We start from the raw sequence: 25,373 nt of genomic DNA on the forward strand, positions 1-25,373 counted from the left end.
CCGCCCGGGAAGCCCCGATTTCAATGGAAGCCGGGTCCCCGATTTCAATGGAGATCAGGGTCCCGACTTCCATTGAAATCGTTCACCCCGCGGCGGGGCGGGGGCGGACGATGGGGGCTGCTAGGGCTACGACCAGAGCCAACGCCGCCGGGATCAGGAGGGCGGTGGTGAGGTCGGTCCAGTGGGTGATCACACCGATGACGACCGGGCCCGCCAGGAGGCCGCCGTAGCCGAGGGTGCTGACCTGGGCGAGGTCGCGCCCGGCGCGGGCCGGGTCGCGGGTGCCGGCGGCGCTGAAGACCTGCGGGATGATGCACGACAGGCCGATGCCGAACAGCGCGAAGCCGGTGATCGCCGCGACCGGGTGGTGCGCGAGCAGCCCCGCGCCCATGCCGACGCCCGCGATGAGCCCGCAGGTGCGCACCAGCGCCACCGGTCCGAACCGCGCCACCAGGTGGTCGCCGAGGAACCGGCAGACGGCCATCATCGTGGAGAACACCGCGTAGCCGATCGCCGCGATCGCCGGGCTCGTGCGCAGCTCGTCGTGCAGGTACAGCGGCGACCAGTCGGCCATCGAGCCCTCGCCGAGCGAGCAGCTGAACGCCAGCACCCCCAGCAGCAGGATCGCTGGTGAGATGCCGCGCGCCCGCTCCCGCTCACCGCTCGTCCGGTGCGGTTCTGCGGGCAGCAGCCGTCGCCGGGAGGCCTCCACCAGCACCGCGAGCCCGAGCGCGGCCAGCGCGAAGTGCAGCGGCACGGGCGTGCCGAGCTGCGCGGCCACCGCGCCGACGCCCGAACCGATCAGCCCGCCGACGCTGAACAGCGCGTGGAAGGTGATCACGATCGGGTTCGCGTACTGGCGCTGCACCTGCATCGAGTGCGCGTTCATCGCCACGTCGACCACGCCGTGCCCGGCGCCGAACAGCACCAGCCCGGCCACCAGCACCGGCAGCGAGCCGGCGAAGCCGGGCACGAGCAGGCTCGCCGCCATCGCCAGACCGGCCGGGCCGAGCACCCGGGCGCTGCCGAAGCGGTCGGCGAGGTGCCCGACGACCTGCATCGCCAGCACCGACCCGACGGCGATCGCGAACAGCGCGATCGTCATCCGACCGTCGTCGAGCCCGAGGTCCTGCTTGATCGCCGGGATCCGCGAGGTCCAGGTCCCCAGCGCCGCACCCGTGGCCACGAAGTACCCGATCGTGCCCCAGCGCGCCCGTCGCGCGGAAAGCGGTGGGGCGGAAAGGGTCTCAGACAACGCGCACCTCCACCCCGGCCGCTTCCAGCTCGGCGAGCATCTCGGCCGGGGCGCTGCGGTCGGTGACCACCACGTCCAGGCTCGTCGCCGGGCACACGAAACCCAGCCCGGTGCGGGCGAACTTGGCGCCGTGGCACACCGCGATCACGCGCTGCGCGGCATCGGTGGCGGCGTTCTTGATGGGGACCTCCTCCAGGTCGTGCGCGGTCAGGCCGCGCGCCGCCGACAGGCCGCACACCCCGAGCACGGTGGTGTCGACCCGCAGGGCGCGCAGCGAGTTCTCCGTCAGGTGGCCGACGAACGACAGCTCGCCGGGCTTGGCGCGGCCGCCCGGCAGCAGCAGCTCGACCTCGGGCGCGTTGCTCAGCGCGTTCGCCGAGTGCATGTCCAGCGGGATCGCGGTCACCCGGCGCCCGGCCAGGCGGCGGGAGACCTCCAGCGTCGTGGAGCCGCTGTCGACGATGACCGACTCGCCGTCGGCGATGAGCGAGTCGACCTCGGCGGCCAGCCGCTGCTTGACCTCCGCCGAGTCGCGCTCCCGCAGCGAGAACGGGGCGGACTGGCCGCGCAGGTAGCTCACCGCGCCGCCGCGCACCCGCCGCAGCACGCCCTCCTCGGCGAGCTGGTCGAGATCGCGGCGGATCGTCATCTCCGAGCACCCGGTGGCGGCGGCGAGCTCGGCGACGGTCACCCGCTCGGCCTGCCGGAGCCGATCGATGATGGTCCGGCTGCGTTCTGAACTCTCCACGTGTTCTATCGAACAGGAATCGTGTTCGAAGCGCAAACACGTGTGTGCGAACCCGCATGGGGGCGGGCCCCGTCGTGGGGGACAATGGACGGCGGCCGGTCGACGGGGTGCAGTAGGAGGAATCGTGAGCGTGGCCCAGGAGCGCAACCTTCATCTGGTGCGGGACGAGAGCGCCGAGCCCGGTGTGCGGCTGGGCGACATCCGGCTCCGCAACCGCCTGGTCACCTCGTCCAGCCTGCTCGGCTACGGCGTGGCCAACAACAAGGTCATCCCCTACGGCATGAGCCCGATCTCGAACTTCGTGCCGCTGGAGCGCTTCGGCGCCGTCACCACCCGCACCGTCACCGTCGAACCCCGCGAAGGCCACTTCACCACCAAGGACGACTGGGAGCTGCGCGAGCTGCCCGGCCTGCTCAAGCGCTACGGCCAGGCCCTGCGGCAGGTCGACGGCGGCTGGCTCAACGCCTTCGGCTGGTGCAACGTCGGCATCGACGCCTACCTGCGCGACTACTACCCGCGCACCCGCTCGCAGAACACGATCATGTCGATCGGCGGCTTCTCCGCCGAGGAGTTCGTGACCCTGGTCGACAAGGTCAACGAGGCCGTGCCCGCAGGCGAGATCGCCGCGCTGGAGTTCAACGTCTCCTGCCACAACGTCAACTTCGACTTCAACCAGATCATCGAGGGCGTGCTGGCCGAGGCCGTGCCGCGCAGCAACCACCCGGTCATCCTCAAGCTCTCGCCCGACTACGACTACGTCGCCCACGCGCGGCTGGCCGCCGAGCACGGCGTCTCCGCGCTGACCGCGATCAACACCGTCAAGGGCCTGCGGCTGGACCCCGAGACCGGGACGCCGCTGCTCAAGAACGGTTTCGGCGGGCTGTCCGGCCGCGCGATCAAGCCGATCGGGCTGCGGGTGGTCAAGGAGCTGCGCGACGCCGACGTGACGCTGCCGATCATCGCCACCGGCGGCATCCGCAGCTTCGACGACTGCCGCGAGTACTTCTGGGCCGGTGCCGACGCGGTGAGCCTGGGCAGCGCCAGCTGGTTCGCCAGCTACCCGGGCTACGCCCTCTCGCCGATCTACGGCGCCCGCATCCGGAACCTGTTGCGACGCATCGAGAACTACACGCACCCGGCTCGGTGAAACCGGGGCGACAGGCGCGCCCGGGATGGTAGACAGTGATCAACGACACTGATGTCTGCCGACTGGGGAGGCCGTTGTGGCCGGTTACGGGGATTTCGGGAGCAGTCTGAGGGACCTGCCGCGACTGCGGGCGACGCGTCGCGGCAGGGCTTCCAGCTGGGACACCTCCGGTGGCAACCAGGACAACGTGCGCGTGATGCCGGGTGAGACCCGGGTGCTCGCCGACATCCCCGGGCCCGGGGTGATCACGCACATCTGGTGCACCGTCGCGCTCGACCACGTCGGCGAGCCCGCCGAGCTGGAGGCCGACTACCTGCGCAGGCTCGTCCTGCGGATCACCTGGGACGACCAGCCGCACCCGGCGGTGCTGGTGCCCCTGGGCGACTTCTTCGGCGTCGGGCACGCCCGCAGCGTCAACTTCAGCTCCGCGCCGCTGCAGATGAGCCCGCAGGACGGCAAGGGCTTCAACTGCTGGTTCGCGATGCCCTTCGCCGGTCGTGCGCGGGTCGAGCTGATCAGCGAGATGAGCGTCAAACCGGTGACGTTCTACTTCTACGTCGACTACGAGAGCTACCCCGAACCCGACCCGGAGCTGGCCTACTTCCACGCGCAGTGGAGGCGGCAGAACCCCACCGACGGCGTGCCGCAGGGCGACCAGACCAACGAGGAGTTCCTCTTCGGCGGCCACAACACCGACGGCGCGGGCAACTTCGTGATGCTGGAGGCCGAGGGGCGCGGCCACTACGTCGGCACCGTCCTCAACGTGCACAACCTGCGCGAGACCGGCGAGTGGAACTGGTACGGCGAGGGCGACGACATGTTCTTCATCGACGGCGAGCCCTGGCCGCCGCGGCTGCACGGCACCGGCACCGAGGACTACTTCAACACCGCCTGGTGCCCGAACCAGGAGTTCCACGGGCCGTACCACGGGATCACCATGCCCGGTGGGGAGAACTGGAGCGGCCAGGTGTCCTACTACCGCTTCCACGTCGAGGACCCGATCGTCTTCGACCGCTCGATCAAGGCCACCATCGAGCACGGGCACGCCAACAAGCGCTCCGACGACGTCTCCTCGACGGCCTACTGGTACCAGACCCTCCCGGCCCTGCCGGTCACCCTCGCCCCGGTCCAGGACCGCATCCCGCGTCCCCTCTGACACCGGAGGTCGCACGATTTCAATGGAAATCGGATCCCTGATCTCCATTGAGATCGTGCGACCCGGTGGGCCCGGGGGCCGGGTCAGACGTGGGTGGTGAGGGGGCCGCCGTTGTAGGTGACCGCGTCGGTGAAGGCCGCTGCGAGGTCCACGTCGCGGTCGTCGGCTTCGGCGTAGGCGCGGTGCAGGTTGAGCACGATGCGCTCGGCGTCCGGCCAGTTTGCGAACTCGCCGAGGTCGCAGCGCTGCGCGGCTTCCAGCGGGCCGAGGCCGTCGATGCGCCCCTTGCGGGCGGTGTTGAGGACGAAGCGGTAGTAGCGGGCGTGGTCCTCCAGGACGCGGGGGAGCGCCGAGCCCGGAAGCGTCGGCCCGTGCCCCGGGACCACCGCCGTGGGCCGGAATCCGGCCAGCCACTCCAGCGACTTCAGCGCGCCCTCCACCGAGCCCATGAACACCAGCGGCGTCACGCCGTGGAACAGCAGGTCGCCGCTGAACAGCACCGCCGCATCCGGCACCCAGGCCACGACGTCGCCGGGGGTGTGGGCGGGAAAACCCGGGTGGTGCAGCTCGATCGCGCGCTCGCCCAGGTGCAGCGTCAGCGAGTCGCGCAGCACCACCGACGGGGCGCGGTGCTCGCTGATCTCCCACCGCGGCACGGGTTCCCACACCGGCGGCGGCTGCTGCAGCAGCGTGTCGGCCAGGATGCCGTCCCGGGTCGCGGCGTGTCCGATGAGGACGGTGGAGTCCGGCAGCAGCGCGTTGCCGTGGGTGTGGTCGCCGTGCAGGTGGGTGTTGACCGCGAAGCGGATCGGCGCGTCCGAGCCCGCCTCGCGGACCGCGTCGAGGAAGCGCCGGGTGCGCTCGGCGGTCGCGCAGGTGTCGACGAGCACGATGCCCTCGTCGGTGAGCACCGCGCCCGCGTTGTTGATCCACCACGACCCGTCCGGCTGCAGCCAGGCGTGCACACCGGGGCCGACTTCGGCGAGCGAAGCGCGGTCGGGGGCGGATCGGTCGGGGTTGCCTCGGTCGGGACTGGTGTTGGCGTAGCTCAACTCGGACCTCCCGGCGGCGTGTGACGGATCGCGGGGCCACCTGAAGTGACCCGTGATCACAGTGTGCACCGATCCGCACCGCTCGTGGTGCGAGGCCGCCGACGCGGCCCGTCGGGGCTCGCACGTAGGCTGGAGGCGTGGCCGACCCGTCCACCTACCGACCAGCACCAGGCACGATCCCGGACGCCCCGGGCGTCTACCGCTTCCACGACGCCGCCGGGCGCGTGATCTACGTCGGCAAGGCGAAGAGCCTGCGCAGCAGGCTTTCCTCGTACTTCGCCGACCTCGCCGGGCTGCACCCGCGCACCCGGCAGATGGTCACCACCGCCACCGGAGTCGTGTGGACGGTGGTGGGCACCGAGGTCGAGGCGCTGCAGCTGGAGTACTCCTGGATCAAGGTACGACCCCAAGTTCAACGTCCGCTACCGCGACGACAAGTCCTACCCGGTGCTGGCGGTGACGCTGCACGAGGAGTACCCGCGGCTGCACGTCTACCGCGGCCCGCGCAAGCGAGGCGTCCGCTACTTCGGCCCCTACGCCCACGCCTGGGCGATCCGGGAGACGCTCGACCTGCTGCTGCGGGTGTTCCCCGCGCGCACCTGCTCGTCCGGGGTGTTCAAGCGGCACTCGCAGATCGGTCGCCCGTGCCTGCTCGGCTACATCGGCAAGTGCTCGGCCCCCTGCGTCGGCCGGGTCAGCGCCGAGGAGCACCGCGGCATCGTCGAGGACTTCTGCGACTTCCTGGCCGGTCAGACCGACCAGCTGATGCGCAAGCTCGACAAGCAGATGCAGGCCGCCTCGGCGGAGCTGGAGTTCGAGCGCGCCGCACGGCTGCGCGACGACCTCGAAGCGCTGCGCCGAGCGATGGAGAAGCAGGCCGTGGTGCTCGGCGACGGCACCGACGCCGACGTGGTGGCCTTCGCCGAGGACGAGCTCGCCGCCGCCGTGCAGGTCTTCCACATCCGCGGCGGCCGGGTGCGCGGCCAGCGCGGCTGGGTGATCGACAAGGCCGAGCAGATGGACACCTCGGCGCTGACCTCCCAGTTCCTCACCCAGTTCTACGGCGAGCAGGCGGCACTGGCCGACCAGGCCGACGCCGGGGGAAGCCCGGTGCCGCGCGAGGTGCTGGTGCCCGAGCTGCCCGAGGACTCCGAGACCATCGCCGGCTGGCTCGGCGAGCTGCGCGGCAGCCGCGTCAGCCTGCGCGTGCCGCAGCGCGGTGATAAGCGTGCGCTGATGGAAACCGTGGAGCGCAACGCCAAGGAGGCGTTCCAGCAGTACAAGCTGCGCCGCGCCGGTGACCTCACCGCGCGCTCGGCGGCGCTGCAGGAGCTGCAGGAAGCCCTCGCCCTGGACACCGCGCCGCTGCGGATCGAGTGCATCGACGTCAGCCACGTGCAGGGCAGCGACGTGGTGGCCTCGCTGGTGGTCTTCGAGGACGGCGTGCCGCGCAAGTCCGAGTACCGGCGCTTCGAGGTCCGCGAGGGCGCCGAGGGCGGCGACGTGGGCTCGATCGACGAGGTCGTGCGCCGCCGCTTCGCCCGCTACCTCAGCGAAACCGCGAAGGAAGCCGCCCCGAGCGAGGCCGCTCCGCACGACGTCGCTCCGGAGGGGGAGGGCGCCAGCCCGCTCGACCCGGAGACCGGGCGGCCGAAGAAGTTCGCCTACCCGCCGAATCTGCTGGTCATCGACGGCGCCGGGCCGCAGGCCAACGTCGCCTCCGACGCGCTGACCGAGATGGGCATCACCGACGTGGCCGTGATCGGGCTGGCCAAGCGCCTCGAAGAGGTGTGGCTGCCCAACGACCCCGATCCGGTGATCTTGCCGCGCACCAGCGAGGCCCTGTACCTGCTGCAGCGCGTCCGCGACGAGGCGCATCGCTTCGCCATCAGCTACCACCGCGCCAAGCGCGGCAAGCGGATGACGGGATCCACATTGGACTCCATCCCGGGTCTCGGCGAGACTCGTCGCGCGGCGCTGCTCAAGCACTTCGGCTCGGTGAAGAGACTTCGCCAGGCCTCGGTCGAGGACATCGTGGCGGTACCCGGGATCGGCCGCAGCACCGCGGAGACCGTGCACGCGGCGCTGGCCGAAGGGACAGCCGGAAAACAAGGGGAACAAAGTGAGTGACGAGCATTCGGGCATCGAGGTCGCCGTCGTCAGCGGCCTGTCCGGAGCGGGCCGCAGCACCGCGGCCAAGTGCCTGGAGGACCTCGGCTGGTTCGTGGTGGACAACCTGCCGCCGGAACTGATCGCCACCATGGTCGAGCTGGGCGCGCGCTCCAGCGGCCAGATCACCCGCGTCGCGGTGGTGATGGACGTGCGCAGCCGCGCCTTCACCGAAGACCTCGGCTCGGTCATCAAGGACCTCGACGCCCGCGGCTACAAGCCGAAGGTGCTGTTCCTGGAGGCCACCGACGAGGTGCTGATCCGGCGCTTCGAGCAGGTCCGCCGCGGGCACCCGATGCAGGGCGACGGCCGGCTGGCCGACGGCATCGCCGCCGAGCGCTCGCTGCTGTCGCGGCTGCGCTCGGAGGCCGACCTGGTGCTGGACACCACCGGTCTGTCGGTGCACCAGCTGCGCACCAAGATCGAGGACGCCTTCGGCACCGAGGCCAGCACCCGCACGCGGGTGACCGTGCTGTCCTTCGGCTACAAGTACGGCCTGCCGATGGACGCCGACCTGGTCATGGACTGCCGGTTCCTGCCCAACCCGTTCTGGATCCCCGAGCTGCGCGAGTTCAACGGCCTCGACGATGAGGTCCGCAACTACGTGCTCGGCCAGGAGGGCGCCGAGGAGTTCATGGAGAGCTACCAGCAGCTGCTGCGGCTGGTCGGCGCCGGTTACCACCGGGAGGGCAAGCGGTACCTGACGCTGGCGCTGGGCTGCACCGGCGGCAAGCACCGCAGCGTCGCGCTGGTCGAGGAGCTGGCGCGCCGCCTCGCCGAGGACGACGGGATGATGGTCAAGACGGTCCACCGGGACCTGGGGCGCGAGTGACGGGCTCGCACGAGGAACGCCCGCTGCGCGTCGTGGCGCTGGGCGGCGGGCACGGCCTGCAGGCCTCGCTGTCGGCGCTGCGGCGCATCACCCCCGACGTCACGGCCGTCGTCACGGTCGCCGACGACGGCGGCTCGTCGGGCAGGCTGCGCCGCGAGCTCGGCCTGCTCCCGCCCGGTGACCTGCGCAAAGCCCTCGCGGCGCTGGCCGATGGCGGTGACGAGGGGCAGCTGTGGTCGGAGGTGTTCCAGCACCGCTTCGGCGGGTCCGGGGCGCTGGCCGGGCACGCCGTCGGGAACCTGCTGCTCGCCGGGCTGCTGGAGGTGCTGCAGGACCCGGTGGAGGTGCTTGACCACGCGTGCAGGCTCTTGGGTGTGCGAGGACGAGTGCTGCCGATGTCGACGGAGCCGCTGGACATGATCGGCGACGTGGTCGGGCTCGACTCCGATCCGGACTCGGTGCGCACCATCCGAGGCCAGGTCGCCCTCGCGAGTACACCCGGTCGGGTGAAACAGGTGCGATTGCACGCCAACTCCGACGATCAGCCGACCGCGTGCCCGCAAGCCGTGGAGGCCGTCACCGACGCCGATCTGGTGCTGCTCGGGCCGGGCTCCTGGTTCACCAGCGTGCTGCCACATCTGCTGGTCCCGGAGCTGCACGAGGCCCTGGTGACCACCTCGGCGAAGCGCTTCGTGGTGCTCAACCTCATCCCTCAGCCGGGTGAGACGGCGGGCTTCTCGCCCGAACAGCACCTCGACGTACTCTCGCAACACGCGCCCCGGCTGAAGGTCGACGCCGTGCTGGCCGACGTGGACTCGGTGCCGACTCCGGACCGGTTGCGCTCGGCGGCCTCGAGACTGGGCGCGCAGACCTTGCTGGATGAGATCGCCGCGCCCGCCGTGCCGGGACGGCACGACCCGCAGGCGCTCGCGGCGAGCCTGCGGGCCGCACTGGAGAGGAGGAGGGACCAGTGGCGATGACCGCGGCGGTCAAGGACGAGTTGAGCCGGTTGTCGGTGAGCAAGACGTGCTGCCGACGGGCGGAGGTCTCGTCGTTGCTGCGCTTCGCCGGCGGATTGCACATCGTCGCCGGCCGGGTGGTGGTCGAGGCCGAGCTGGACAGCGGATCCACCGCGCGCAGGCTGCGCAAGGAGATCCACGAGCTGTTCGGCCACCACTCCGACGTGCACGTGATCACCTCGGGCGGGCTGCGCAAGGGCACCCGCTACGTGGTGCGCGTGGTCAAGGACGGCGAGGGACTGGCCCGGCAGACCGGGCTGCTCGACCCGCGCGGCCGTCCCGTGCGCGGCCTGCCCGCGCACGTGGTCTCCGGCGGCGCCTGCGACTCCGAGGCCGCCTGGCGCGGCGCGTTCCTGGCGCACGGCTCGCTCACCGAGCCCGGCCGGTCCTCCTCGCTGGAGGTCACCTGCCCGGGACCGGAGGCCGCGCTGGCGCTGGTCGGCTCCGCGCGCCGGATCGGCGTGTCGGCCAAGTCGCGCGAGGTGCGCGGCGCGGACCGGGTCGTGGTCCGCGACGGCGACGCCATCGGCGCGCTGCTCACCAGGCTCGGCGCGCACTCCAGCGTGCTGTCCTGGGAGGAGCGCCGGATGCGGCGCGAGGTGCGGGCCACCGCCAACCGGCTGGCCAACTTCGACGACGCCAACCTGCGCCGCTCGGCCCGCGCGGCGGTCGCCTCGGCGGCCCGCGTCGAGCGCGCCCTGGACCTGCTGGGCCCGAACGCCCCCGACCACCTCACGGTCGCCGGGCGGCTGCGGCTGGCCCACCGGCAGGCGTCGCTGGAGGAGCTCGGCCAGCTCGCCGACCCGCCGATGACCAAGGACGCGGTGGCAGGCCGGATCAGGCGCCTGCTGGCGATGGCCGACAAGCGAGCCCGGGAGCTCGGAGTGCCGGACACGGAGTCCGCCGTGACCGCGGAGATGCTCGAAGCCGAAGCCTGAACACCGGATCCCCCTCGGAAGCGTTTTCGAGGGGGATTCGTCTTTCTCCCGGACCGGGCTTCCTCGACTTGGTTGCCAGGGGACGGTTTTTCCTCGAATCACCCATGATCAATGTCCGTTTTGTCCGGACAGTTCTCGCTAAAACTGTCCCCAGGTGACGCACATCGAGAACGTGACCCCGGACCGGCTGAAACCGGCCGAACCGGTGCAGAGATTCCGATCACCGGTGGCGCAATCCCGACAGGGGTGACCGTGGGCTTCTGAACTGCAAAGACGCCCCCGACATCGGGTTTCGCGGGTATCCTCGGCACTGCTCGCCCGGTCGGGTGCCAACGGCCCGCGACCGCCCCCGTGCGGGGTCTGCCGAGGCAGATAGGGTGAGCGCGAGACCATCAACTCACCCGCCGAAGTCATCGGCCGGGTCAGTCACGAGGAGAGATCGGCGTGACCGTTCGCGTAGGCATCAACGGCTTCGGTCGGATCGGGCGGAACTTCTGGCGTGCGGCGACCGCCAGCGATCACGACATCGAGATCGTGGCCGCCAACGACCTGGGCGACGTCGCGACCATGGCGCACCTGCTCAAGTACGACAGCATCCTGGGTCGTCTCGACCAGGAGGTGAAGGTCACCGGTGAGGGCATCGAGGTGGGCGGCAAGCTCATCAAGATCCTCGCCGAGCGCGACCCGGGCAAGCTGCCGTGGGGCGACCTGGGTGTGGACGTCGTCGTCGAGTCCACCGGCTTCTTCACCAACGCCGCCGACGCCCGCAAGCACGTCGACGAGGGCGGCGCCAAGAAGGTCATCATCTCGGCCCCGGCCAAGGGCGAGGACCTGACCGTGGTGCTGGGTGCCAACGACGACAAGTACGACGGCACGCAGACCATCATCTCCAACGCCTCCTGCACCACCAACTGCCTCGCGCCGATGGTGAAGGTCCTCAACGACACCTTCGGCATCGAGCAGGGCCTGATGACCACGGTGCACGCCTACACCGCGGACCAGAACCTGCAGGACGGCCCGCACAAGGACCTGCGCCGCGCCCGTGGCGCCGCGGTCAACGTGGTGCCCACCAGCACCGGTGCCGCCAAGGCCATCGGCCTGGTCATCCCGGAGCTCAACGGCAAGCTCGACGGCTACGCGATGCGCGTGCCGGTGCCGACCGGCTCGGTCACCGACCTGACCGCCACCGTGCAGAAGGACGCCACCGTCGAGTCCGTCAACGAGGCCTTCAAGGCCGCGGCCGCCGAGGGCTCCTTCAAGGGCATCCTCAAGTACAACGAGGACCCGATCGTCTCCAGCGACATCGTCACCGACCCGCACTCGACGATCTTCGACGCGCCGCTGACCAAGGTCATCGGCAACCAGGTCAAGATCGTCGGCTGGTACGACAACGAGTGGGGCTACTCCAACCGCCTCGCCGACCTGGTCAACCTGGTGGGCTCGAAGCTTTCCTGAAGCCAGGGAACTGGATTCCACCACTCGGCTTGCGCAGCGGTGCGGGTAGCGGAACCTCAGACGCCTTCTGGCTCCGGGATCCGAGACTGATGTATGCCAATACACGGCGCTACGGCTGTCCTCACCAGAAGACGTCTGAGAACCCGCGGCGGTGCAAGTCGCGAGGGTGGTGAAAGACCAAGGAGACCCGCATGAGCCGAAGCGATTTCGTCCGGCTCATGCGGGTCTTCCCGTCTCACGAGGAGTTTGCAGCGTGAAGAACCTCGACGATCTGCTGTCCGAGGGCGTCCGCGGTCGTCGCGTCCTGGTGCGCGCCGACCTCAACGTGCCGCTGGACGGCGACACGATCACCGACGACGGCCGGGTGCGCGCCTCCCTGCCGACCATCTCCAAGCTCAGCGCCGCCGGTGCGCAGGTCGTGGTGACCGCCCACCTCGGCCGCCCCAAGGGCGAGCCCGACCCGCAGTTCTCGCTGGCCCCGGTCGCCCGGCGCCTCGGCGAGCTGCTGCACGCCGACGTGTCCCTCGCCGGTGACCTGGTCGACGACTCCGCCAAGTCCACCGTCGGCGGACTGGCCGACGGCGACGTCGCGCTGCTGGAGAACGTGCGCTTCGACGCGCGCGAGACCAGCAAGGACGACGCCGAGCGCGAAGCGCTGGCCGCCGACCTCGCCGCGCTCGTCGGCGAGAACGCCGCCTTCGTCTCCGACGGCTTCGGCGTCGTGCACCGCAAGCAGGCCTCCGTCTACGACGTCGCCAAGAAGCTGCCCGCCTACGCCGGTGGCCTCGTGCTCGCCGAGGTCGAGGTGCTGCGCACCCTCACCGGCGACGCCAAGCGCCCCTACGCGGTCGTGCTCGGCGGCTCCAAGGTCTCCGACAAGCTCGGCGTGATCAAGGCGCTGCTGCCCAAGGTCGACAAGCTGCTCATCGGCGGCGGCATGGCCTACACGTTCCTGGCCGCCCAGGGCTACGGCGTCGGCTCCTCGCTGCTGCAGGAAGACCAGATCGACAACACCAAGGCGCTGCTCGCCGAGGCCGCCGACAAGATCGTGCTGCCCGTCGACATCGTCGCCGGTGACCGCTTCGCCGCCGACGCCGACAAGCGGACCGTCGACGCCGACGCCATCCCCGACGGCTGGATGGGCCTCGACATCGGCCCGCGCAGCGTCGAGCAGTTCGCCGAGGTCCTGCGCGGCTCCGGCACCGTGTTCTGGAACGGCCCGGCCGGCGTCTTCGAGTTCCCGGCCTTCGCCGAGGGCACTCGCGGCATCGCCCAGGCCATCGTCGACTCCGATGCCTTCAGCGTCGTCGGCGGCGGCGACTCGGCCGCGGCCGTGCGCACCCTGGGCCTGCCCGAGGACGGGTTCTCGCACATCTCCACCGGCGGTGGTGCGTCGCTGGAGTACCTGGAGGGCAAGGAGCTCCCGGGTGTTCAGGTCCTGGAAGGTGACGCCTGATGGCACGTCAGCCCCTCATCGCCGGCAACTGGAAGATGAACCTTAACCACCTCGAGGCCATCGCCCTGGTGCAGAAGCTCGCCTTCGCGCTGCCGGAGAAGTACTTCGCCAAGGTCGAGGTGGCGGTCATCCCGCCGTTCACCGACATCCGCAGCGTCCAGACCCTGATCGACGGCGACAAGCTGCTGATCAAGCACGGCGCGCAGGACATCTCGCAGCACGACTCCGGTGCCTACACCGGTGAGGTCTCCGGCCCCATGCTGGCCAAGCTCGGCTGCACCTACGTCGTCGTCGGCCACTCCGAGCGGCGCGAGTACCACGCCGAGACGGACGAGATCGTCAACAAGAAGGTCCGCCAGGTCCTCAAGAACGAGATGACGCCCATCCTGTGCGTCGGCGAGGCCCTCGACGTCCGCGAGGCCGGCGGCCACGTCGAGCACTGCACCACCCAGCTCATCGACGGGCTCAAGGGCCTCAAGGCCGAGCAGGTCCGCAAGGCCGTCATCGCCTACGAGCCCGTGTGGGCCATCGGCACCGGCAAGGTGGCCACCGCCGCCGACGCCCAGGAGGTCTGCGGCGCGCTGCGCAAGGCGCTGGAGGAGAAGTACGGCAAGGAGATCGCCGACGAGATCCGCGTGCTCTACGGCGGCTCGGTGAAGTCCAGCAACATCGGCGAGCTGGTCGGCCAGACCGACGTCGACGGCGCGCTGGTCGGCGGGGCCAGCCTCAACGCCGACGAGTTCGCCAAGCTCTCCGCGATGGCCGCGGGCGGCCCGATCCCGTGACCCGCAGCGAGAGGGCGTCACCGGTCCCGGTGGCGCCCTCTCGTCGTTTCGGGTGAATTCCGCGTCGAGAATTCCGGTGTCCGGTTGTCGCCCGCCGCAGAAACCGAGGTCGGCGTGTGAGAACCTCGGTGCGTAAGTGGGTGGACTGGTCAACTGGGGGTCGGCGGGCCGGTACTCTAGGTTGCGAACCGCTGTGCGAACGAGGACGATATGACTCTTTTCCTGCAGATCATGTTGATCGTGACGAGTGTCCTGCTGGTGCTGCTTGTCCTGCTGCACCGGGCCAAGGGGGGCGGACTCTCCTCGCTGTTCGGCGGCGGTATGCAGTCCAACCTGGCCGGCTCCAGCGTGGCGGAGAAGAACCTCGACCGGATGACGCTGTTCGTCATCGCGCTGTGGGTCATCTCCATCGTCGGCGTCGGCCTGTTGATCAAGATCGGTTGATCGGCCTCAGCACGGGACGGTCGATCAACCCCGGGCCGCTTGGTGGGTGAGGATGGATGACTGGCGGTAATGCCATTCGCGGCACTCGTGTGGGATCGGGCCCCGCAGTAGGGGAGAACGAGCGGGGCGAAGCAGCCCCGCGGAAGCGGATCGACTACTGGTGCGCCAACGCGCACCACAGCACGCCGTCGTTCGCGCTCGACGCCGAGGTGCCGGAGGAGTGGGACTGCCCGCGCTGCGGACTGCCCGCAGGCCGGGACGAGACCAACCCTCCGTCGGCACGGCGCAACGAGCCCTACAAGAGCCATCTCGCGTACGTGAAGGAGCGGCGCAGTGATGAGGACGGGATGAAGATCCTGGACGAAGCGCTGGCCAAGCTCCGCGAACGCAAGGGGCGTTAGTTTTTCCTGTGAAAGCCGGGTCTTGGCGGGACTTAGTTCCTCCGGGCCCGGTTTTTGCTTTTGGTCCTGTTTAGTGACACTGCTCAGTGGTCTCTTTGCTTGGCGGTGCCGGAAGCGGAACCTGAGCGACTCTCTGGCTCCGGGATCCGAGACTTATGTATGCCAAACACGGCGTGTCGGCTGTCCTCCCCAGAGAGCCGCTCAGAACCCGCGGCGGTGCCGGTTGCTCAGGTGGGGTAATGAGAAACCGGCTTCGCCGGTTGCCTGACGTTCGTCGGTGGGGTTTGTCTCTTGGCTTCTTTTATTACTGGTGGGTAGTGTCTTCTCGTCTCTCGTTCTTGGAGGTTCTTGATGGGTGTGGCTACTGCTGATCTGGCTGATCGGGAAGGGCCGGAGGTGCGGAGCTGTGACGTGCAGTTCCGGGACTTCGGGGGTGTGGTGGCCTTCGAGGGGCGGATTCGGACCGTCACCTGCTTCCAGGACAACGCGCTGCTGAAGGAGACGCTGTCCTCGCCCGGTGAAGGGGCAGTGCTGGTCATCGACGGGGCCGGGTCCCTCCACTCCGCTCTGGTCGGCGACATCATCGCCGAGCTGGGGCGGTCGAACGGGTGGAGCGGGATCATCGTCAACGGGGCCATCCGCGACTCCGCCGTCATCGGGGGCATGGAGTTCGGGGTGAAGGCGCTCGGGACCAACCCGCGCAAGTCCACCAAGACCGGGGAAGGCGTCCTGGACGAGGTCGTCGAGCTCGGCGGTGTGAAGTTCGTGCCCGGTGAGTACGTCTACGCCGACAGCGACGGCGTCGTGGTGGTCAGCGAACCCTGATCAGCCCCGCGAAGTAGGGTGCTCGTGTGAGCGCCTCTGCTTTCGAGCGCGGGTTCGCCGCCGCGGCGCGGCGCCCATCGGTGCCGATCGTGCTGGGCTTCGCAGCCCTCATCGCGGTCGGCACCGTTCTGCTGATGATGCCGTTCTCCGCCGAGAGCGGTGAGCCGACGGCGCTGCTCCCGGCCCTGTTCACCGCCACCTCCGCGGTGTGCGTGACCGGCCTGATCGTGGTGGACACGCCCACCTACTTCTCCACCGCGGGCGAGCTGATCATCCTCGGGCTCATCCAGCTCGGCGGCCTCGGCATCATGACCGTCGCGTCGCTGCTGAGCCTGCTCATGTTCCGCCGCTTCGGGCTGCGGATGCGGCTGACCGCCCAAGCCGAGACCAAGTCGCTCGGGCTGGGCGACGTGCGGCGCATGGTCACCCGCGTGATCGGGCTGAGCCTGCTGTTCGAGCTGGTCGTGGCCGTGCTGCTGACCGCGCGGCTGCTCATCGGCTACCGGGAACCGCTCGGCCGCGCGATCTACGACGGCGTCTTCCACGCGATCTCGGCGTTCAACAACGCCGGGTTCGCGCTGCGCAGCGACAACCTCATCTCCTTCGCCACCGACCCGTGGTTCATCCTGCCGATCTGCTTCGCGGTGATCGCCGGTGGGCTCGGCTTCCCCGTGTGGGTGGAGATCCTGCGCCACCTGCGCAGCTCGCGCCGCTGGACCATGCACGCCCGGGTCACCCTGCTGGCCACCGCGCTGCTGCTGGTCGTCGGCGCCGTCGGCACCACGCTGGCCGAGTGGAGCAATCCCGGGACGCTCGGCCCGATGTCCTGGCCCGCCAAGCTGCTCGCCGGGTTCTCGACCGGCGTCATGCCGCGCACCGCCGGTTTCAACAGCCTCGATGTCGCGGCCTTCCACCCCGGGACGCTGCTGCTGCAGGACATCCTGATGTTCATCGGCGGTGGCAGCGCCGGTACCGCGGGCGGCATCAAGGTCACCACCTTCGCCCTGCTGGCGTTCGTGATCCTCGCCGAGATCCGCGGCGAACCCACCGTGCACGTGATGGGCAGGCGGCTGCCCGAACTCGTGCAGCGGCAGGCGCTCACCATCGTGCTGCTCGGCGTCGCCGTGGTGATGCTGACCGTTCTCGTCCTGCTGGCCATCAGCCCGTTCGGGCTCGACCAGGTGCTCTTCGAGGCCATCTCGGCGTTCGCGACCGTCGGGCTGTCCACCGGGATCACCGCACAGCTGCCGGCCTTCGGGCAGATACTGCTGGTGCTGCTGATGTTCATCGGCAGGCTCGGGCCGATCACCCTGGCGTCCGCGCTCGCCCTGCGCGAACGCGCCCGCCGCTACGAACTACCGGAGGAGCGACCCATCGTTGGCTAAGAACGACGACACCAACCAGATCGTGGTCATCGGCCTCGGCCGGTTCGGCAGCTCGCTGGCCGCCGAGCTGGTGCGGCGCGGCTCCGAGGTGCTCGCGCTGGACTCGCGACCCGCCGAGGTCCAGCGCCACGCCGACGAGCTCACCCACACCGCCGTCGCCGACAGCACCGACCCCGAGAGCCTGCGCCAGCTCGGCGTGCACCAGTTCAAGCGGGCCGTCGTCGCCATCGGCACCGACCTGGAGGCCAGCATCCTCACCACGTCGCTGCTGGCCGACTTCGGCATCCCGCACATCTGGGCCAAGGCCACCAGCAGGCAGCACGGCCGCATCCTCGAACGCGTCGGCGCGCACCACGTGGTGCTGCCCGAGCACGAGATGGGGGAGCGGGTCGCGCACCTCGTCAACGGCCGGATGCTCGACTACATCGAACTCGCCGAGCACTACGCGCTGGTCAAGACCCACGCCCCCGCCGAAGCGGTCGGCACCACCCTCGGCGAGCTCAAGCTGCGCTCCAAGTACGGCGTCACGGTCGTCGGCATCAAGCGCCCCGGTGAGGACTTCACCTACGCCACCGCCGACACCCCCGTGGGCCAGGGCGACACCCTCGTCGTCGCCGGGACCACCGCCCAGGTGGAGGCCTTCGCCGAGCGGACCTGACTCCCGGACCTGTTCCAGTGGTTGCTCTGCTTGGCGGTGCGGGTAGCAGAACCTGAGCGGCTCCGTGGACTCCGGGCGCCACTCCTGATGTATGTCCAATACACGGCGTCGCGGCGTCCTCGCCACGAAGCCGCTCAGAACCTGCGGCGGTGCAGGCTGAGTCCCACGCCTGGAACGGCTGCTCCGCCGCAGCCCTCAACAGCCTCCGAATGCCCGGATGAGGTCAGCTCGCGTAGTGGTCGTTCACGACTCGGGTCATCGCGTCGCGGGCGACCGTGGTGAGGGACTTGGCGCTGAAGTAGAGGTCGCCCGCCACGTGGGGCTGGTCCGCGTTGAAGGCCAGGTGGTTCGACAGCTCCGCCGGGTCGGTCCAGCCCGGCTGACCGACCTTGTAGGCGGCCTGGCCGATGTAGAGGTCGACGCCGGTGCCCGAGACGGTCCGCGACCACCACGGGACGACCGCCGCGTAGTCGGCCGACGGGTGGCCGAACTGCCAGTAGACCTGGGGCGCGATGTAGTCGACCCAGCCCTCCCGCACCCAGCGGCGGGTGTCGGCGAAGATCGCCGAGTAGGACTCCATGCCCTTGGTGTTCGAGCCCGCCGGATCGCTGCTCGCGTTGCGCCAGATGCCGAACGGGCTCACGCCGAACTCGGCGTCGGGCCGCAGCGCGTGCACCCGGTCGTGCAGGCCCGAGACCAGCTCGTCGACGTTGTCCCGCCGCCAGTCGTCGATGTTCGCGAAGCCCTTGCCGTGCTCGGCGAACGTCCGCTCGTCCGGGATCGCCCGGCCGTCGACCGGGTAGGGGTAGAAGTAGTCGTCGAGGTGCACGCCGTCGACCTGGTAGCGCGACACCGCGTCGGTGATCGCCGAGGTCACCAGGTCGCGGACCTGCGGCACGCCCGGGTCGTAGTAGCGCTTGCCGCCGTAGGCGAACGTCCACTCCGGATGGACCCGAGCCGGGTGCGTGGGCACCAGCGCGTTCAGGTCGTCGGTCATGCTCACCCGGTACGGGTTGAACCAGGCGTGGAACTCCAGGCCCCGCTGGTGCGCCTCGTCGACCAGGAACCGCATCGGGTCGTAACCGGGGTCGCGGCCCTGCTGCCCGGTCAGCCAGTGCGACCACGGCTCCACGGTGGACGGCCAGAACGCGTCCGCGGTGGGCCGGACCTGCACGAACACCGCGTTCATCCGGTTGGCGACGGCCTGGTCCAGCATCGCCCGGTACTCGGCCTGCTGCTGCTCCACCGACAGGCCCGGCCGGCTCGGCCAGTCGGTGTTGGCGACGCTGGCGATCCACACGCCCCGCATCTCCGTGCTCGACGGCGCTGCCACACCCGCCGTGCCCAGCAGCCCCAGCAGGACCGCTGCCAAACCCAGTGCCGTGCCGAGCGAACCGAGCCTGCGCATCGGGTCCCCTTCGTCGCGATCATCGACCGCGCCACAGCGTATTGCCGATCAGGCCCGCCCGCACAGGTCATCACCGGTCAGGGCGAACGAGAACACGCCCCCTTCAACGAGAAGGAGGCGTGTTGCGTCGTCGCCGGTTCGTCAGCCCAGCTCGGCCGCCGCGTCGGCGTCCAGCAGCCAGAGGGTGCGGTCGCGGCCGAGCGCACCCGCGGCCGGGATGTCCACCGGCTTCGCGCCGTTCAGCGCCGCGGCCACCGGCTCGGCCTTGGCCTTGCCGGTGGTCATCAGCCACACCTGCGAGGCCGCGCCGATCGCGGGGAGCGTCAGCGAGACGCGGGTGGGCGGCGGCTTCGGGCAGTCGTGCACGCCCACCACCGTCCGCTCCGACTCCCGCACGTGCGGGGTGTCCGGGAACAGCGAGGCCGTGTGGCCCTCCTCGCCGACGCCCAGCATCAGCACGTCGAACGACGGCACCGCCGCGCCCTCGGGCGCCAGCGACGCCAGCAGCTCGGCGTAACCGGCCGCCGCCGCGTCCGCGTCGTCGCCGAACTCGCCGTCCGACGGCGCCATCCGGTGCACCCGGGACGGGTCGACGCCGACGTGGTCCAGCAGCGCCCGCCGGGCCTGCGTCTCGTTGCGCTCGCCGTCACCGTCGGGCAGGAACCGCTCGTCGCCCCAGAAGAAGTCGACGGTGGACCAATCCACCGCGCCGAGCGCGGGGGAGAGGCGCACCTGCTCCAGCACGCCGATGCCGGTGCGGCCACCGGTGAGCACCACCGACGCCGAGCCGCGAGCGGCCTGGGCGTCGGCGATCGCGGTGATCAGCCGCGCGGCCACCGCGGCGGCGAGCACGTCGCCGCCGGAGTGGACCAGCGCCTCGGGACGGCTCACCGCTCGTCCCCTTCCTCAGCGGACTCCTCGGTCGGCTCCTCGCCGCGCACGATGCCCTTGAGACCGCCGAGGGTGACCTCGTAGATCTCGTCCGGGTCGAGGCGGCGCAGCTCCTCACTCAGGCAGTCCTGCACCTCGCGGCGGGACAGCGAGATCCGCCGGTCCGGCTGGCCCGGCTGGGTCAGCGTGCCGACCTTGCCGTCCGGGCGCACGATCTCGACGTTGCCGGAGGGGCGCTCCAGCACCGCCGAGTAGATGCCCGATCCGGCCCGCGTGCTCTCCAGCCTGCGCACCGGGATCTCCAGGTACGCCGACAGCCAGCCCGCCAGCAGATCGGTCGAGGGCGAGTCGGCCGCACCGGTCACGGTGGCGGCGGTGACCCGCTCGTGCGGCGGCAGGTCCATCGCCGCGGACAGCATCGCCCGCCAGGACGTCAGGCGCGTCCAGGCCAGGTCGGTGTCGCCGTCCACGTAGGACTTCGTCCGCTTCTGCAGGGACTCGATCGGATCCGCCTCGGCCGCCGCGTCGGTGATGCGGCGGTGCGACAGCGCGCCCAGCGGGTCCTTCGCCGGGGCGTCCGGCGCGTCGGTCGGCCACCAGGTCACCACCGGGGCGTCCGGCAGCAGCAGCGGCACGACCGAGCCCGCGCCCTCGTCGGCCAGCGGGCCGTAGAGCCGCAGCACGATGACCTCGGACGCACCGGCGTCACCGCCCACGCGGATCTGCGCGTCCAGCCTCGGAGCGGCCTGGCGGGCACCGCTGGCCACCACGATCACGCGGCACGGGTGCTCCCGGCTCGCCTCGTTGGCGGCCTGGATCGCCTTCTCCACCTCGGTGCCGTCGCCGGTGGCGATCACCAGCGTGAGCACCCGGCCGAGCGCCACGGCGCCCCCGGACTCGCGCAGCTCCACCAGCTTCTTGTTGACCTGCGAGGTGGTGGTCGACGGCAGGTCGATGATCACGGTCGCCTCCAGACGCGTCCGGTGCGGGCCAGCATCTCGTCCGCCGAGGACGGACCCCAGGTCCCGGCCTTGTACGGCTCGGGCTTGCCGCGCGAGGCCCAGTGCTCCAGCACCGGGTCGAGGATGTTCCAGGACAGTTCGACTTCTTCGTTCACCGGGAACAGCGACGGCTCACCCAGCAGCACGTCCAGGATCAGCCGCTCGTAGGCCTCCGGCGAGGACTCGGTGAAGGCGTGGCCGTAGCCGAAGTCCATCGTGACGTCCCGGACCTCCATCGAGGTGCCCGGAACCTTCGCGCCGAAGCGCATCGTCACGCCCTCGTCCGGCTGCACCCGGATGACCAGGGCGTTCTGCCCCAGCTCCTCGGTCATGGTGGAGTCGAACGGCAGGTGCGGCGCGCGCTTGAACACCACGGCGATCTCGGTGACCCGGCGGCCCAGGCGCTTGCCCGAGCGCAGGTAGAACGGCACGCCCGCCCAGCGGCGGCTCTCCACCTCCAGGGTGATCGCCGCGTAGGTCTCGGTGATCGAGTCGGACGCGAAACCGCCCTCCTCGTGCAGGCCCGGCACCAGCGAACCGCCCTGCCAGCCACCCGTGTACTGGCCGCGCGCGGTGGTCTGGTCGAAGGGGCCCACCGGCTTGGTCGCCGAGAGCACCTTGATCTTCTCCGCGCGCAGGTCGTCCGGCGAGAAGGAGACCGGCTCCTCCATCGCCGTCAGCGCCATCAGCTGCAGCAGGTGGTTCTGGATGACGTCGCGGGCCGCGCCGATGCCGTCGTAGTAGCCCGCGCGACCGCCCAGACCGATGTCCTCGGCCATCGTGATCTGCACGTGGTCGACGTAGTGCGCGTTCCAGATCGGCTCGAACAGCTGGTTCGCGAAGCGCAGCGCCAGGATGTTCTGCACCGTCTCCTTGCCGAGGTAGTGGTCGATGCGGAACACCGACTCCTCGGGGAAGACGTCGTTGACGATCCGGTTGAGCTCCTTGGCGCTCTCCGAGTCGTGGCCGAACGGCTTCTCGATGACCACGCGGCGCCAGCTCTCGTCGGTCGGGCTGGTCAGCCCGGACCGGGACAGCTGCTTGAGCACCGTCGGGAACGCCGACGGCGGCACCGACAGGTAGAAGCCGTGGTTGCCGCCGGTGCCCCGGTCGGCGTCGAGCTCCTTGACGGTCTCGGCGAGCTTGTCGAACGCCTCGTCGTCGTCGAAGGAACCCGGCACGAACCGGATGCCCTCGGCCAGCCGGTCCCAGACGGTCTGGTGGAACGGCGTGCGCGCGTTCTCCTTGACCGCCTCGTAGACGACCTGCATGAAGTCCTGGTCGGCCCAGTCGCGGCGGGCGAAGCCCGTCAGCGCGAAGCCCGGCGGCAGCAGGCCGCGGTTGGCCAGGTCGTAGATCGCCGGCATCAGCTTCTTGCGCGAGAGGTCACCGGTGACGCCGAAGATCGTCAGCCCGCACGGCCCGGCGATCCGCGGGAGTCTCTTGTCCCGGGCATCCCGCAGCGGGTTGGTCCATTCGCTGCTCGTGGTCACGCCTGTCCCCCGAGGGTCTGCACGGCCTTGACGAGCTCGACGAGCCCGGCCGCGCGGTCGGTCAGGTGCAGTCGCAGCACCGGGCGGCCGTGGTCGGCCAGCACCTGGCCGTCGCCCAGCGCCTGCGCGCGCTGCAGTCCGGCCAGAGCGTACGGCCGCTCCGGCACCTCCAGATCGGCTTCGGAGTCGCCGGTGATCTGCAGGAACACGCCGTTCTGGTGGCCGCCCTTGTGGTACTGGCCGGTGGAGTGCAGGAACCGCGGACCCCAGCCGAAGGTGGTCTGCAGCCCGGTGCGCCGCGCCAGCTCGGAGCGCAGCACCGCCGCCGAGGCGTCGTCGAGCCGGTCCAGGTAGGCCTGGATCGCCAGGTAGCCGCCCTTCGGCGCGGTGGCCAGGAACGCGCGCAGCGCCTCGGCCACGGTGCCGACGCCGGCCGAGGCCCACTCACCGGAGGTGTGCACCTCGATGGAGCCGTCGACGGCCGCCGGCGTCGCCGCCGGGCCACCGGCGGGGCCGTCCAGCAGGGCGCGGGCGGCCTTCTTGGCGGCCTCCACGTCGGGCTGGTCGAACGGGTTGATGCCCAGCAGCCGGCCCGCGATCGCGGTCGCGAACTCCCACAGCAGCATCTGCCCGCCGAGCGGACCGGTGGTGCTGATCTGGGCGGTGTCGACGCGCGGGCCGATGGCCACCGTGGTGGCGTCGGAACCGGCGTCGGCGTAGCCCGGGGCCTCGTCGTTCTCCACGACGACCGGCAGCACGCCGGTGCCGTTCTTGCCGGTGGACTCGGCGATGAGCTGCTCCACCCAGTCACCGAAACCGGCGATGCCGGAACCGGTGTCGGCGAAGACCAGCTTCTCGGCGCCCCGGGCGTGCGCCGCGCCGATGGCCGCGCCCAGCTGCACCGCCGGGTTGTGGTCGGAGTCGGCGCTGAGCGCCTTGAAGGCGGTCGCGGCGTCGTCGAGCAGACCGGCGATGTCGGCACCGGCCAGCCCGGCCGGGACGAGCCCGAACGCGGTCAGCGCCGAGTAGCGGCCGCCCACGTTCGGGTCGGCGGTGAAGACCTTGCGGTAGCCCGCCTCGCGGGACGCGGTCTCCATCGGGGAACCGGGGTCGGTGACCACGATGATGCGGGTCACAGGATCGATTCCGTTTTGCTCAAAGGCTTTTTCGAAGATCCGGCGGTGCGAGTCCGTCTCGACGGTGGTGCCCGACTTGGAGGACACGACCAGCACGGTCCGGTCCAGATCACCGGACAGCGCGTCGGCGACCTGAGCGGGGTCGGTGGTGTCGAGGACGGTCAGCGGGACACCGGCGGTGCCGGTGATGACCTCGGGGGCCAGCGAGGAGCCGCCCATGCCGGCCAGCACCACGCGGTCCAGCCCGTCGGCGTGCAGCTCGGCGCGCAGCGCGTCGATCTCGGCCAGCAGCGGCCGGGAGCTCTCGGCCAGCGTCGTCCAGGACAGGCGGATGGAGGCCTCGGGCTCGGCGTCGGGGCCCCACAGCGTGGCGTCCTGGGCGGCGAGCTTGCCGGCAACCGCGTCGGCGGTCAGCCGCTCGACCAGTGGGCGAGCCTCGGCCGCCAGCGCCGCGTCGGCAATTTCGACAGAAACATCGGTTGCCATGAAGATCCTTCAGGGCTCGAAAGAGTTTTCAGTTCGTAGGTGATTCTCGCCGATCCGGGCCGGTGCGACAGCATCGCCGCACCGGCCCGGACCGACTTCAACGCGCGTGGCGCTGCTTACTTGGCCTGCTCCAGCTGGGAGGCCACGGTGTCGAGGAGTTCGGTCCAGGACTTCTCGAACTTCTCCACGCCCTCGGTCTCCAGGGCCTTGAACACGTCGTCGAGGTCGATGCCCGCCGCGGCCAGGTCGTCGAAGACCTGCTGCGACTCGGCGGCGGTGCCGGTGACCAGGTCACCGCGCACGTCGGCGTGATCGGCCGTGGCCTGCAGCGTCGACTCCGGCATCGTGTTGACCGTGTTCGGTGCCGCCAGCTCGTCGACGTAGCGGGTGTCGGAGTAGGACTTGTCCTTGACCCCGGTCGAGGCCCACAGCGGGCGCTGCGCCCGAGCACCCTGCGCCTGGAGCGCGTTCCACCGCTCGGTCGAGAAGACCTCCTGGTAGGCGGCGTAGGCCAGGCGGGCGTTGGCGATCGCGGCCTTGCCCCGCAGCGGGTGCCCCTCCTGCATCGCGTCGAGCCGCTTGTCGATCTCGGTGTCCACGCGGGACACGAAGAACGACGCCACCGACTCGATGCTCGACAGGTCGTGACCGTTGGCCTTGGCCAGCTCCAGACCCGCCAGGTAGGCGTCCATGACCTGCCGGTAGCGCTCGACGGAGAAGATCAGCGTCACGTTCACGCTGATGCCCTCACCGATCACCTTCGTGATCGCGGGCAGACCCGCCAGCGTCGCCGGGATCTTGACCATCAGGTTCGGCCGGTCCACGGCCTTCCACAGGTCGATCGCCTCGGCCACCGTCTTGTCGGTGTCGTGCGCCAGCCGCGGGTCGACCTCCAGGGAGACGCGGCCGTCCACACCACCGGTGGACTCGTAGACGTTGCGGAAGATGTCCGCGGCGTCGCGCACGTCCGCGGTGGTCAGCTCGCGGATGGTGTCGTCCACGCTGGCACCGCGCGCGGCGAGGTCCTTGACCTTGTCGGCGTAGTCGGCGGCGTTGGACAGCGCGTTGGCGAAGATCGTCGGGTTGCTCGTGACCCCGACGACGGCCTGGTCGGTGATCAGCTGGGCCAGGTTCCCCGAGCTGATGCGCTGGCGGGACAGGTCGTCCAGCCAGATCGAAACTCCGGCCTCGGTGAGGGCCTTGAGGTTCGCGTTGGTCGTCACAGAAATTCCT

General features: G+C 70.4%; 23 protein-coding genes and 1 pseudogene. 15 read left to right on the top strand and 9 right to left on the bottom strand.

Features of this window, described 5'->3' with window-relative positions; genetic code table 11:
• Positions 1–82: 82 nt before the first annotated feature.
• On the bottom strand, positions 83–1,255 hold the full coding sequence (locus REH65_RS27075; RefSeq protein WP_406689655.1) for an MFS transporter: 1,173 nt from the start codon (positions 1,253–1,255) through the stop codon (positions 83–85).
• Entirely contained in the window at positions 1,248–2,003 is a 756-nt protein-coding gene (locus REH65_RS27080) for a DeoR/GlpR family DNA-binding transcription regulator (RefSeq protein ID WP_406689656.1), read from the bottom strand. Before REH65_RS27080 ends, REH65_RS27075 begins: the two co-directional genes overlap by 8 nt.
• A gap of 124 nt (positions 2,004–2,127) precedes the next feature.
• Here REH65_RS27080 and REH65_RS27085 point away from each other — a divergent pair, with 124 nt between their 5' ends.
• Positions 2,128–3,150: a dihydroorotate dehydrogenase gene (locus REH65_RS27085; protein WP_406689657.1), complete on the top strand. Its 1,023-nt coding sequence runs from the start codon at positions 2,128–2,130 to the stop codon at positions 3,148–3,150.
• Between the two features lie 76 nt (positions 3,151–3,226).
• Positions 3,227–4,306 (top strand): glycoside hydrolase family 172 protein, encoded by a 1,080-nt coding sequence (locus REH65_RS27090; protein ID WP_281453719.1) that lies wholly within the window; start codon positions 3,227–3,229, stop codon positions 4,304–4,306.
• Between the two features lie 83 nt (positions 4,307–4,389).
• Here REH65_RS27090 and REH65_RS27095 read toward each other — a convergent pair whose 3' ends face one another.
• Entirely contained in the window at positions 4,390–5,358 is a 969-nt protein-coding gene (locus REH65_RS27095; protein WP_281453718.1) for an MBL fold metallo-hydrolase, read from the bottom strand.
• Between the two features lie 224 nt (positions 5,359–5,582).
• Between REH65_RS27095 and REH65_RS27100 the strand changes: the two are divergent.
• The 13 genes and pseudogenes from REH65_RS27100 to REH65_RS27160 form a co-directional block, all read left to right on the top strand.
• Positions 5,583–5,699, top strand: a pseudogene (locus tag REH65_RS27100) (hypothetical protein); the annotation flags it as partial.
• Positions 5,700–5,814: 115 nt separating this feature from the next.
• Positions 5,815–7,488, top strand: coding sequence for an excinuclease ABC subunit UvrC (gene uvrC, locus REH65_RS27105; protein WP_406689658.1), 1,674 nt, complete (start codon positions 5,815–5,817; stop codon positions 7,486–7,488).
• Positions 7,481–8,359, top strand: coding sequence for an RNase adapter RapZ (gene rapZ, locus REH65_RS27110; protein ID WP_406689659.1), 879 nt, complete (start codon positions 7,481–7,483; stop codon positions 8,357–8,359). Before uvrC ends, rapZ begins: the two co-directional genes overlap by 8 nt.
• A 23-nt stretch (positions 8,360–8,382) precedes the next feature.
• The gene (gene yvcK, locus REH65_RS27115) at positions 8,383–9,339 is read left to right on the top strand and encodes a uridine diphosphate-N-acetylglucosamine-binding protein YvcK (protein ID WP_406693252.1); all 957 of its coding nucleotides are present in this window, start codon (positions 8,383–8,385) and stop codon (positions 9,337–9,339) included.
• Positions 9,330–10,316: a DNA-binding protein WhiA gene (gene whiA / locus REH65_RS27120; RefSeq protein ID WP_093423839.1), complete on the top strand. Its 987-nt coding sequence runs from the start codon at positions 9,330–9,332 to the stop codon at positions 10,314–10,316. Before yvcK ends, whiA begins: the two co-directional genes overlap by 10 nt.
• Before the next feature lie 444 nt (positions 10,317–10,760).
• Entirely contained in the window at positions 10,761–11,771 is a 1,011-nt protein-coding gene (gene gap / locus REH65_RS27125) for a type I glyceraldehyde-3-phosphate dehydrogenase (RefSeq protein ID WP_093423841.1), read from the top strand.
• 253 nt (positions 11,772–12,024) lie between these two features.
• Positions 12,025–13,227 carry a phosphoglycerate kinase gene (locus tag REH65_RS27130; protein ID WP_406689660.1) on the top strand — a complete coding sequence of 401 codons (1,203 nt, stop codon included), beginning with the start codon at positions 12,025–12,027 and terminating at the stop codon, positions 13,225–13,227.
• Positions 13,227–14,012 (top strand): triose-phosphate isomerase, encoded by a 786-nt coding sequence (gene tpiA / locus REH65_RS27135; RefSeq protein ID WP_281453714.1) that lies wholly within the window; start codon positions 13,227–13,229, stop codon positions 14,010–14,012. Before REH65_RS27130 ends, tpiA begins: the two co-directional genes overlap by 1 nt.
• 210 nt (positions 14,013–14,222) lie before the next feature.
• A complete protein-coding gene (gene secG, locus REH65_RS27140) occupies positions 14,223–14,456 on the top strand; it encodes a preprotein translocase subunit SecG (RefSeq protein WP_281453713.1) in 234 nt (77 codons plus the stop codon).
• Positions 14,457–14,512: 56 nt separating this feature from the next.
• Positions 14,513–14,857: an RNA polymerase-binding protein RbpA gene (locus REH65_RS27145; protein WP_281453712.1), complete on the top strand. Its 345-nt coding sequence runs from the start codon at positions 14,513–14,515 to the stop codon at positions 14,855–14,857.
• Positions 14,858–15,208: 351 nt separating this feature from the next.
• Positions 15,209–15,682, top strand: coding sequence for a ribonuclease E activity regulator RraA (gene rraA / locus REH65_RS27150; protein ID WP_281453711.1), 474 nt, complete (start codon positions 15,209–15,211; stop codon positions 15,680–15,682).
• 26 nt (positions 15,683–15,708) lie between these two features.
• Positions 15,709–17,067: a TrkH family potassium uptake protein gene (locus tag REH65_RS27155; protein ID WP_406689661.1), complete on the top strand. Its 1,359-nt coding sequence runs from the start codon at positions 15,709–15,711 to the stop codon at positions 17,065–17,067.
• Positions 17,060–17,725 carry a TrkA family potassium uptake protein gene (locus tag REH65_RS27160; RefSeq protein ID WP_281453709.1) on the top strand — a complete coding sequence of 222 codons (666 nt, stop codon included), beginning with the start codon at positions 17,060–17,062 and terminating at the stop codon, positions 17,723–17,725. The genes REH65_RS27155 and REH65_RS27160 overlap by 8 nt, the downstream gene beginning before the upstream one ends.
• Before the next feature lie 223 nt (positions 17,726–17,948).
• Here the strand turns inward: REH65_RS27160 and REH65_RS27165 are convergent, their stop codons facing one another.
• The 6 genes from REH65_RS27165 to tal form a co-directional block, all read right to left on the bottom strand.
• Positions 17,949–19,133, bottom strand: coding sequence for a glycoside hydrolase family 10 protein (locus tag REH65_RS27165; RefSeq protein WP_406689662.1), 1,185 nt, complete (start codon positions 19,131–19,133; stop codon positions 17,949–17,951).
• Between the two features lie 141 nt (positions 19,134–19,274).
• Positions 19,275–20,024 carry a 6-phosphogluconolactonase gene (gene pgl / locus REH65_RS27170; protein ID WP_406689663.1) on the bottom strand — a complete coding sequence of 250 codons (750 nt, stop codon included), beginning with the start codon at positions 20,022–20,024 and terminating at the stop codon, positions 19,275–19,277.
• Positions 20,021–20,986, bottom strand: coding sequence for a glucose-6-phosphate dehydrogenase assembly protein OpcA (gene opcA, locus REH65_RS27175; protein ID WP_281453706.1), 966 nt, complete (start codon positions 20,984–20,986; stop codon positions 20,021–20,023). The genes pgl and opcA overlap by 4 nt, the downstream gene beginning before the upstream one ends.
• Positions 20,983–22,518, bottom strand: coding sequence for a glucose-6-phosphate dehydrogenase (zwf, locus tag REH65_RS27180; protein ID WP_281453705.1), 1,536 nt, complete (start codon positions 22,516–22,518; stop codon positions 20,983–20,985). The genes opcA and zwf overlap by 4 nt, the downstream gene beginning before the upstream one ends.
• On the bottom strand, positions 22,515–24,140 hold the full coding sequence (locus REH65_RS27185) for a glucose-6-phosphate isomerase (protein ID WP_406689664.1): 1,626 nt from the start codon (positions 24,138–24,140) through the stop codon (positions 22,515–22,517). Before REH65_RS27185 ends, zwf begins: the two co-directional genes overlap by 4 nt.
• A 116-nt stretch (positions 24,141–24,256) precedes the next feature.
• The gene (tal, locus tag REH65_RS27190) at positions 24,257–25,363 is read right to left on the bottom strand and encodes a transaldolase (RefSeq protein ID WP_406689665.1); all 1,107 of its coding nucleotides are present in this window, start codon (positions 25,361–25,363) and stop codon (positions 24,257–24,259) included.
• Between the last annotated feature and the right edge of the window lie 10 nt (positions 25,364–25,373).

Source organism: Saccharopolyspora sp. ID03-671 (assembly GCF_045278815.1).
In the GTDB taxonomy this organism is placed as follows: Bacteria; Actinomycetota; Actinomycetes; order Mycobacteriales; family Pseudonocardiaceae; genus Saccharopolyspora; species Saccharopolyspora ipomoeae.